We start from the raw sequence: 8,032 nt of genomic DNA on the forward strand, positions 1-8,032 counted from the left end.
GTTTTCTATTTAGAGAGACTAAAAATGAGCTTTGATCGCTTAGAGTGTGTGCAAAAATCTACTTCTGTTACAAAGTGTTATTCAAATTCACTAAGCATCTATTTGATTGCTCTAGGCGCTTTTTCTTTAGGTATGGCTTCTTACGTAACAGCAGGACTCATCCCATTAATTGAGCAGGATTTTAAAGTATCGGTCAGCTTTGCTGCTCAGTTAGTTACAGTCTTTACATTGGCTTATGGGATTGGTTCTCCAGTCATTGTTGCTTTGTTACCGACCAATCGCCAGAAAAGTGGAATTTTGGCAGCATTAGGATTATTTGTGCTCGCCAATGCAGCCAGTGCACTTGCCACAGATTTTATATGGTTAGTGGTATTTAGAGCTCTCGCTGGCATTGGTTCGGGGGTTTATCTTTCAATCGGTATAGCTACTGCTGCGTCTCTATCCCCTCATCGTAGAGGTAAAGCGATTGCATTAGTTATGGGCGGAATGGCTGCTGGGACTGTCCTTGGAGTACCTGTGGGACTTGTTTTAGCGGAAAATATGGGATGGCCTATCGCTTTTGGCTTAGTCACCATACTTGGATTAACAGCGTTGCTTGGATTGATTCTATGGTTGCCTGAATTACCTAATTATGACTCCGTGCCCTTACGCAAGAAGTTGTCATTGTTCGTTGACCGCCAAGTAACCGTAATCTTGGCTGTATCATTGTTTGCTGCTATCTCAAGTCTTGGTATGTATACATTTCTTGCTCCTCTTATGTTGTCAGTGGAATATAGTGGGGTACATTCTATTACCCCTTTTCTATGGATCTGGGGCCTTGGTGGTATCGCCGGGAGTTTCTTGGTTGGGCCATTAACTGAGCGCATTCACAACTCGCTCATGACCTTATCGATTATGTTAATTTTAGGAGCATCATTAATCATGCTCCCATTTATCGTAGCTTGGAGTGTTTGGTTGGCAATGGTGCCTATAGCCGTATGGGGGGCGGTTGGTTGGGCTTTACAGGTCCCACAAAATAATCAGTTGTTACATGTTCGAGATAATTATGGTGATGGTCATCTTGCTGTTGCGCTGAATGAATCTGCTCTTTATTTAGGTAGCGCTATTGGTGCTGCTGTTGGTGGCGTTATTTTAACATTATCATTACCCATGTGGGTATTACCTGTTGGCGCTGGAATTGTTGCTGTCGTTGGTGCTTTGTTGCAATTGGTTCAAATGCATCAAAATCGTCGTTAGTTTTGACATTATCTATGTCGTTCTTGGGCGAGTTTTTAAGATAGATTTGAATCCAAAGAGTTTAACTCTTCAAGAATGACTTTGATGTTCACTTAGCGGCAATAAACTATTGGTTTTTTTAGCTCTTAGTTATGTCCGCTCTGATTGACTCTATTTTATTGTACTCGTGTTCTAAAGTATTTTGGTATGCCGATTTTCATCGGCTTTTTTTACCTTGTGCGACAGATGTGCTCCAAATTTATCTTCGGAGTAGATACGGAGCAAGAATCGACAACATCCATCAAATTACTTCCCACCAAATAAAACAAAATTATTTTAAAATCATAATGTTGTTTTGATGCGTTTTACTCTTTTACTTGCCAATACAGAAGCTGCTGAAAATACGACTGAGTAAATCGTCGGAGCTAAATGCCCCGGTGATTTCGCTCAGTTGTTGCTGAGCGAGTCGTAACTCTTCAGCAAGCAATTCTCCGGCATGATAGATCTCGAGTTGGGTCTTACCATTGTCTAAATGTTCTGCGGCGTGTTGAATGGCATTAAGATGGCGACGGCGCGCCATAAAGTTACCTTCGCTACTGCCCTGAAAGCCCATACACTGTTTTAAGTGTTCTTTTAGGGTAGATAAGCCCAGTTCTGTTTTGGCCGAGAGTTTATAAACCGGGTGGCCGTGATCCATCACTACATTGAGATCTTCACCGGTAATATCAGCCTTGTTACGGACCACAGTCATGCCAATATTTGCCGGTAATTTGGCTACAAACTCTGGCCATATTTTTATGGGGTCAAGTTCGGCGGTGGTTGTGCCGTCCACCATAAACAATACCCGATCAGCATTATTGATTTCTTCCCAGGCGCGTTCGATACCAATTGTTTCGACCACATCTGCATCTTCACGCAGGCCTGCGGTATCGATGATATGTAGCGGCATGCCATCAATATGGATGTGCTCCCGCAATACATCTCGGGTGGTGCCTGCTATTTCGGTCACAATAGCGGCTTGTTTGCCAGCTAAGGCATTGAGTAGACTTGATTTACCAGCATTAGGACGCCCAGCTATTACTACTCGCATTCCATCTCGTAGTAGTGAACCCTGGCGCGCCTGAGTTTGTACTTCGGCTAGTTCATCGATGATGGCGTTGAGGTCTTTTTGTACTTTACCGTCACTCAAAAAATCGATTTCTTCTTCGGGAAAGTCGATGGCGGCTTCCACATAGATCCGCAGGTGGGTGACACTTTCAACGAGCTGGTGGATCTTATTAGAGAATTCTCCCTGCAGGGATAGCAAGGCGCTTTTGGCGGCTTGTTCGCTGGTGGCTTCAATTAAGTCGGCTATCGCTTCGGCTTGTGCTAGATCCAATTTATCGTTGAGAAAGGCTCGCTCACTAAATTCACCTGGACGCGCTAGACGGATACCATCAATTTGGCAAATTTCACGGATCAACATATCGATGACAACCGGCCCACCATGACCTTGCAGTTCTAGGATATCTTCACCAGTAAAAGAGTGAGGCCCTTTAAAATACAAAGCAATGCCTTGGTCTAAGGTTTCACCTTGCAGGTTTTTAAACGCGAGGTAGTCGGCATAGCGGGGTTGAGGGCACTTACCTAACAGGGTCTGTGCCACCTGTTCCGATAGGGGACCGGACACTCGAATAATGCCGACTCCACCGCGACCCGGTGCTGTTGCTTGGGCGACAATAGTCTCATTTGATTGCATGCGGTTTTCTCTTTAAAAATCGAACTTAACTGGGCGCAAAAAAAAGCCACCCAGCTCACGCTGAATGGCATTTTAGCATTGATACCAAACTTTGTGTTTAGCGTTTATGCAAACCGTTTTTCTCTAGGTTACGGTAGATCAGAGTTTGCTGAATTAGCGTGACCACGTTACTCATTAACCAGTAAAGTACTAGACCTGCTGGGAACCACAGGAAGAAGACGGTAAAGATAACCGGCATAAACTGCATGACTTTGGCTTGCATCGGATCGCTCACCGCGGTAGGTGACATTTTTTGGATGAAGAACATGCTTACCCCCATCAATATCGGCAAGATGTAGAATGGGTCTTGTACCGATAAATCGGTGATCCAGCCAAAGAATGGAGCATGGCGTAGTTCAACGTTTTCCATCAGAGACCAATACAAAGAAATGAAGATTGGCATTTGCAGTAAGATTGGGAAACAGCCCCCGAGCGGATTGACCTTTTCCTTCTTGTATAATTCCATCATGCCTTGCGACATTTTCTGACGGTCGTCACCGAATTTTTCGCGTAGTTCAGCCATCTTCGGTTGCAGTAAACGCATTTTTGCCATCGAAGTGTATTGCGCTTTGGTGAGCGGATACATAATGCCTTTTACGGTGAAGGTGATCAGGATAATCGCGATCCCCCAGTTACCAACAAAGCTATGGAAGAAGGTTAATAACTTGGAAAGCGGTTGGGCAATAAACCATAACAAACCGTAATCGACGGTTAAGTCTAAATGTTGCGCCGCATCGGCCATTTCAGTTTGTAGTTTTGGTCCGACCCATAAGGCGGTATCAAACTGTGTGGTTTGCTTGGGGGCGACAGTTTGCTGTGGCGCTTTGAATCCCATGAATACAAAACCGTTGCTTGCGCGAGAATATAACTGGTTATTTTGCTCTGGGTTACCTAACCAAGCACTCACAAAGTAGTGTTGCATCATCGCAATCCAACCACCTTGGGTTGAAATGTTAAGATTGTTTTTCTTAATGTCTTTGATGCTGTACTTGGAGTAGCGAGTCGATTCGCTAGAATACGCGCCGCCATGGTAAACCGGCATCACCATGTTGGTTGTATGCTCTTCTTCGGTTTGTTTTAGCTGGGTATATAGCTGTAAATTGAGGTTTGAGGCACTGTTGTTAGTGACATCATAATGAACGTCTATTTTGTAGCTGCCGCGGTTCAAGGTAAAGATTTTATGGTAGCTGTTACCATCGGCGTCTTTATAGCTAAGCGTGACAGTGAGTTGGTCGCTACCGTCCTCTAAGCTAAAATTGTCGCTAGAGACTGAATAAATCGGACGTCCTTTGGGGTTCGCATCTGGCCCATTAGCACCGATTAAGCCACTTTGTGCTACATAGGTGAAGTCAGCATTGTCTTCAAGTAAAATGAAGGGGTCGCTAGCATCTTCAGTAATTGGGTAGGCGAGTAATTCAGCACTTACCACATCACCGCCTTGAGCGCTGATTTTAAGTTTTAATACGTCGGTGGTTACAGTGATTAACTGGCCTGTAGCAGAGGCCTTGGTTAAGTCTGAATCGTCTTGATGTGCCGCGCTTGGGGGTACATCACCATTTGCATTAGTCGCTGCTGCTGGAGCGGTATTGGTTGCCACGACAACGGGTTGTGGGCCGTAGTCTTTTTGCCATTGCTGATAGATAAGAAAACTTACAAACAGCAACCCAATTAGTAGTAAATTGCGTTGAGATTCCATAATTTAGTTAATCACTATTAGTTTTTTTTGAACCGGGAACGGGATCATACCCGCCAGGATGTAGTGGATGGCATTTTAATAGACGTTGGCTCGCTAACCAACAACCTTTTATCACACCATGCAAATTAATTGCTTCAATCGCGTAATCTGAACACGTTGGCGTAAACCTACAGCGCGGGCCAAGTAGTGGACTTATCACATATTGATAAGCCTTAATCGGCATTATTGCGATGATTCGCAACGGCGCTTTAGTCTTCGCCATGATTTCTCCAGGATCTTGCTCAGTTCTTGATTACTTAAGTCTGAAATACCGTTCTTAGAAATAATCACTATATCTATAGCGGGTAGGTCATGTTGATGTAGACGGAAGCTTTCTCTTGCTAAACGCTTAATTCGATTTCGGCCGACGGCAAGTTTGATGCTTTTTTTAGAAACAGCTAAACCTAAACGGGGATGAGAAAGAGAATTATTTTTGGCAAGGATAGTGAGTTGAGGAGTACCCACACGAACGGGGTTGGAGAATACGTGTTTGAAGTGCATGGGAGTTAACAAACGTAACTCCCTGCCGAACGAATGTCTTAGCACGTAATTATGCAGACAAACTTGCGCGACCTTTGGCACGACGACGGGCCAAAACTTGGCGACCGTTTTTAGTTGCCATGCGAGCGCGGAAACCGTGGCTACGCTTACGTTTTAGTACGCTTGGTTGAAAAGTACGTTTCATAGTTATTACTCTTGCTAGCTAGTTTTTTACTGTACAGTCGGTGCAATTTAACCAAAACGGTTGGCGCACCGGGTAAAAAAGAGGCGAAATTCTAATCATTCACCCCTTCTAAGTCAAACGAAATATCGCTTAATCGTAGAGACTCTACTTAAAAAGATCTTTTGGATCCTGCGCGGCATTATAGTACCGCTATATATAGGTGCAACAGTTGTTATTGTTTAGTCGCCAGTATGTTTGGCGATACGAGATATAAACTGTTGAGTTCTTGGGTCTTTTGCCTTGGTAAATAGCTGTTCTGGAGTGCCCTGCTCAATTATTTCACCGTCACTCATAAACACAATTCGATCCGCGACTTCTCGAGCAAATGACATTTCATGGGTTACAATCACCATCGTTTGCTGCTGTTTGGCAAGTTGCTTTATTAAAGCTAATACTTCAGCGACCCACTCGGGGTCTAAGGCTGAAGTGGGTTCATCAAATAAAATCGCTTTACTTTGGGTGGCCATGGCGCGACCGATACCAACGCGCTGTTGTTGCCCACCCGATAATTGGCTTGGATAGTGATCGACTTTGTCTGCTAAACCTATATCTTTCAATATTGCACTGGCGCTCTCATAGGCTTGCTGTTTACTTTGTTGCCAAACCGTAATCAGAGGCTCTGCGATATTTTGCAGGGCCGTTAAATTGGCAAACAATGAATAGTTTTGGAATACAAAAGAGAGCTTACGCCTTAGCGCTAGAATTTCTTTAGCTGAGGTATGCGCTGCATTCACCATAAGTTGGTCGACTTGAATACTGCCTTGATCGGGATGTTCCAGAAAGTTGATACAGCGTAATAAAGTCGATTTACCAGTTCCTGATGGTCCGATGATCGCTACAACTTCACCTTCATTTATCTGAAGATCAACGTTTTTTAACACCATCTTGCCATTAAATGCTTTACTGATTTTATTGACTTTAATCATCTTAATAAGCCTTGGCTAAACGGTTTTCTGCGAGGGTTTGTAGTTGGGTAAACAGGGCTACGACGGCCCAGTAAATTAATGCTACGGCGAGGAATGACTCAAAGAACTTAAAGCTACTAGAGGCTTCCATTTGTGCTTTTGCCATAATTTCGGCAACACCTAAGGTGAAAGCTAAGGAGGTGCTTTTAATCATATCGATGAAGTAGTTCATCAAGGAGGGTAATGCGGTGCGCAGAGCCTGAGGCAGTATCACGCGTTTTAAAGCTTGAAGTCGCGTCATACCGAAAGCGTAACTGGCATCCCATTGGCTTTTGTCAACGGAGTTTATCGCAGCTCGTATACTTTCCGCCATATAGGAAGAAAAGTGCAGGCTTAAGCCGATTACCGAAGCGCTAAACGCATCCAGACCGATCATGATGGGGAACACCTGGGGTAGGCCATAATACAAGATAAATAGCTGAACTAATAATGGCGTACCTCGGAAAAACGAGATGAAAACAACCGCTAGTGAATTTAATAGCGGTAGTTTAAAGATCCTCACTAGCGCTAGAGCTAAGGCCAGTATTAAGGCAAACACGGCTGCAATTGCAGCCATTTCCATGGTGGTAGCCAAATACTTAAAGAGAATTGGCATTAGCTCCAGCATGTAGTTGAAGTCAAATTGAGACATTATTTGGTGATGTCCCCATCAAACCATTTTTCGGAGATGGCGCTTAGGCTGCCATCTTGTCGCATTTCGGCTAGGCTCGCGTTTACTTTCGTTTGTAGAGCCTTGCCAGCTGCGTTGTTGATAAACGGTAGTGCATTTTGGATGGTTTCGAAGGGTTGACCAGCCAATGCCAGAGGAAGACCTGATTTTTTAATCAGAGCTAAAGACGATACTCGGTCCATTACAAATGCGTCAGAACGGCCAAGTGCGACATCTTGTTCAATGCCGGTATCGTAAGTAACGATGTTTATTTGTTGGGCGCTGTCGTGCTTTCTTAATAATTGCTCAAAATTGGACCCTAAATTGACGGCGACCTTTTTGCCCTTAAGATCGTTAATACCACTTATTTCGCTGTTGCCCTTGCGCACCACAATTTGTGCGCCATCAATAACATAGGGCTGCGAGAACAAATATTTAGCTTTGCGCTCATCGGTGATGGTGATTTGGTTGGCAATCGTGTCGACCCGTCCGGTTTCTAACATCCCAAATAAGCCAGAGAAATTAGCGGTAACATATTCGACTTGCCAATCGTTACGCTTGGCAAGCTCATTCCACAAGTCCACTTCGAAGCCTTGTAACTTATCTTGCTTGACAAAAGTGAAAGGAAAGTAGCGTCCAGACATGCCAACTTTTACGGTTTCTTGAGCAAATACCGACCAAGAACTAAGGCTGATGAGTAGTACACTAATTAGCCAAGAAGATTTATTGAGTATTTTCATTTGTATTTATCTATGTTTTGTTTTTGCTGTGGATAAAAATACTACTTCAGTTCAAAATTACATACAAATACGCTGTAGTTATAATAAATAACGAAGCAGATATATACCGGATCCTATTTTATTCACATATTTGTTATCTGCTTGTGAATAATTCATAAGAAACCTAGAGTTTAAGCGGCTTCCGTTATAAAATAGACGGTCTTTTTGGTGATAACGCGGGGTCGCGA

Annotated in this window: 9 protein-coding genes; 1 reads left to right on the forward strand and 8 read right to left on the reverse strand. The window is 43.8% G+C overall.

The features are described from left to right. Positions 1-24 precede the first annotated feature (24 nt). A complete protein-coding gene (locus ACRRSX_RS23025; protein WP_432455258.1) occupies positions 25-1,236 on the forward strand; it encodes an MFS transporter in 1,212 nt (403 codons plus the stop codon). 352 nt (positions 1,237-1,588) lie between these two features. Here the strand turns inward: ACRRSX_RS23025 and mnmE are convergent, their stop codons facing one another. The 8 genes from mnmE to ACRRSX_RS23065 form a co-directional block, all read right to left on the reverse strand. Continuing rightward, positions 1,589-2,953, reverse strand: a complete 1,365-nt coding sequence (gene mnmE, locus ACRRSX_RS23030) for a tRNA uridine-5-carboxymethylaminomethyl(34) synthesis GTPase MnmE (protein ID WP_432455257.1) — start codon at positions 2,951-2,953, stop codon at positions 1,589-1,591. 97 nt (positions 2,954-3,050) lie between these two features. Next, entirely contained in the window at positions 3,051-4,688 is a 1,638-nt protein-coding gene (yidC, locus tag ACRRSX_RS23035) for a membrane protein insertase YidC (protein ID WP_432455256.1), read from the reverse strand. A gap of 7 nt (positions 4,689-4,695) precedes the next feature. Then, entirely contained in the window at positions 4,696-4,950 is a 255-nt protein-coding gene (gene yidD, locus ACRRSX_RS23040) for a membrane protein insertion efficiency factor YidD (protein WP_432455255.1), read from the reverse strand. Next, on the reverse strand, positions 4,911-5,228 hold the full coding sequence (gene rnpA, locus ACRRSX_RS23045; RefSeq protein WP_432456118.1) for a ribonuclease P protein component: 318 nt from the start codon (positions 5,226-5,228) through the stop codon (positions 4,911-4,913). Before rnpA ends, yidD begins: the two co-directional genes overlap by 40 nt. 49 nt (positions 5,229-5,277) lie before the next feature. Continuing rightward, complete coding sequence (gene rpmH / locus ACRRSX_RS23050; protein WP_016400276.1) at positions 5,278-5,412, reverse strand: 50S ribosomal protein L34; 135 nt, start codon at positions 5,410-5,412, stop codon at positions 5,278-5,280. A gap of 218 nt (positions 5,413-5,630) precedes the next feature. Then, a complete protein-coding gene (locus tag ACRRSX_RS23055; protein ID WP_432455254.1) occupies positions 5,631-6,377 on the reverse strand; it encodes an amino acid ABC transporter ATP-binding protein in 747 nt (248 codons plus the stop codon). Between the two features lies 1 nt (position 6,378). Then, positions 6,379-7,047, reverse strand: coding sequence for an amino acid ABC transporter permease (locus tag ACRRSX_RS23060; RefSeq protein ID WP_432455253.1), 669 nt, complete (start codon positions 7,045-7,047; stop codon positions 6,379-6,381). Continuing rightward, entirely contained in the window at positions 7,047-7,805 is a 759-nt protein-coding gene (locus ACRRSX_RS23065; protein WP_432455252.1) for an amino acid ABC transporter substrate-binding protein, read from the reverse strand. The genes ACRRSX_RS23060 and ACRRSX_RS23065 overlap by 1 nt, the downstream gene beginning before the upstream one ends. Between the last annotated feature and the right edge of the window lie 227 nt (positions 7,806-8,032).

Origin of the sequence: Agarivorans sp. QJM3NY_30 (assembly GCF_050870855.2) — a bacterium.
GTDB lineage: Bacteria > Pseudomonadota > Gammaproteobacteria > Enterobacterales > Celerinatantimonadaceae > Agarivorans.

Bases quoted from the DNA above. Each gene is read 5' to 3' on its own strand.
- ACRRSX_RS23025 (WP_432455258.1), top strand. From the start codon at position 25: ATGAGCTTTGATCGCTTAGAGTGTGTGCAAAAATCTACTTCTGTTACA.
- mnmE (WP_432455257.1), bottom strand. From the start codon at position 2,953: ATGCAATCAAATGAGACTATTGTCGCCCAAGCAACAGCACCGGGTCGC.
- yidC (WP_432455256.1), bottom strand. From the start codon at position 4,688: ATGGAATCTCAACGCAATTTACTACTAATTGGGTTGCTGTTTGTAAGT.
- yidD (WP_432455255.1), bottom strand. From the start codon at position 4,950: ATGGCGAAGACTAAAGCGCCGTTGCGAATCATCGCAATAATGCCGATT.
- rnpA (WP_432456118.1), bottom strand. From the start codon at position 5,228: ATGCACTTCAAACACGTATTCTCCAACCCCGTTCGTGTGGGTACTCCT.
- rpmH (WP_016400276.1), bottom strand. From the start codon at position 5,412: ATGAAACGTACTTTTCAACCAAGCGTACTAAAACGTAAGCGTAGCCAC.
- ACRRSX_RS23055 (WP_432455254.1), bottom strand. From the start codon at position 6,377: ATGATTAAAGTCAATAAAATCAGTAAAGCATTTAATGGCAAGATGGTG.
- ACRRSX_RS23060 (WP_432455253.1), bottom strand. From the start codon at position 7,047: ATGTCTCAATTTGACTTCAACTACATGCTGGAGCTAATGCCAATTCTC.
- ACRRSX_RS23065 (WP_432455252.1), bottom strand. From the start codon at position 7,805: ATGAAAATACTCAATAAATCTTCTTGGCTAATTAGTGTACTACTCATC.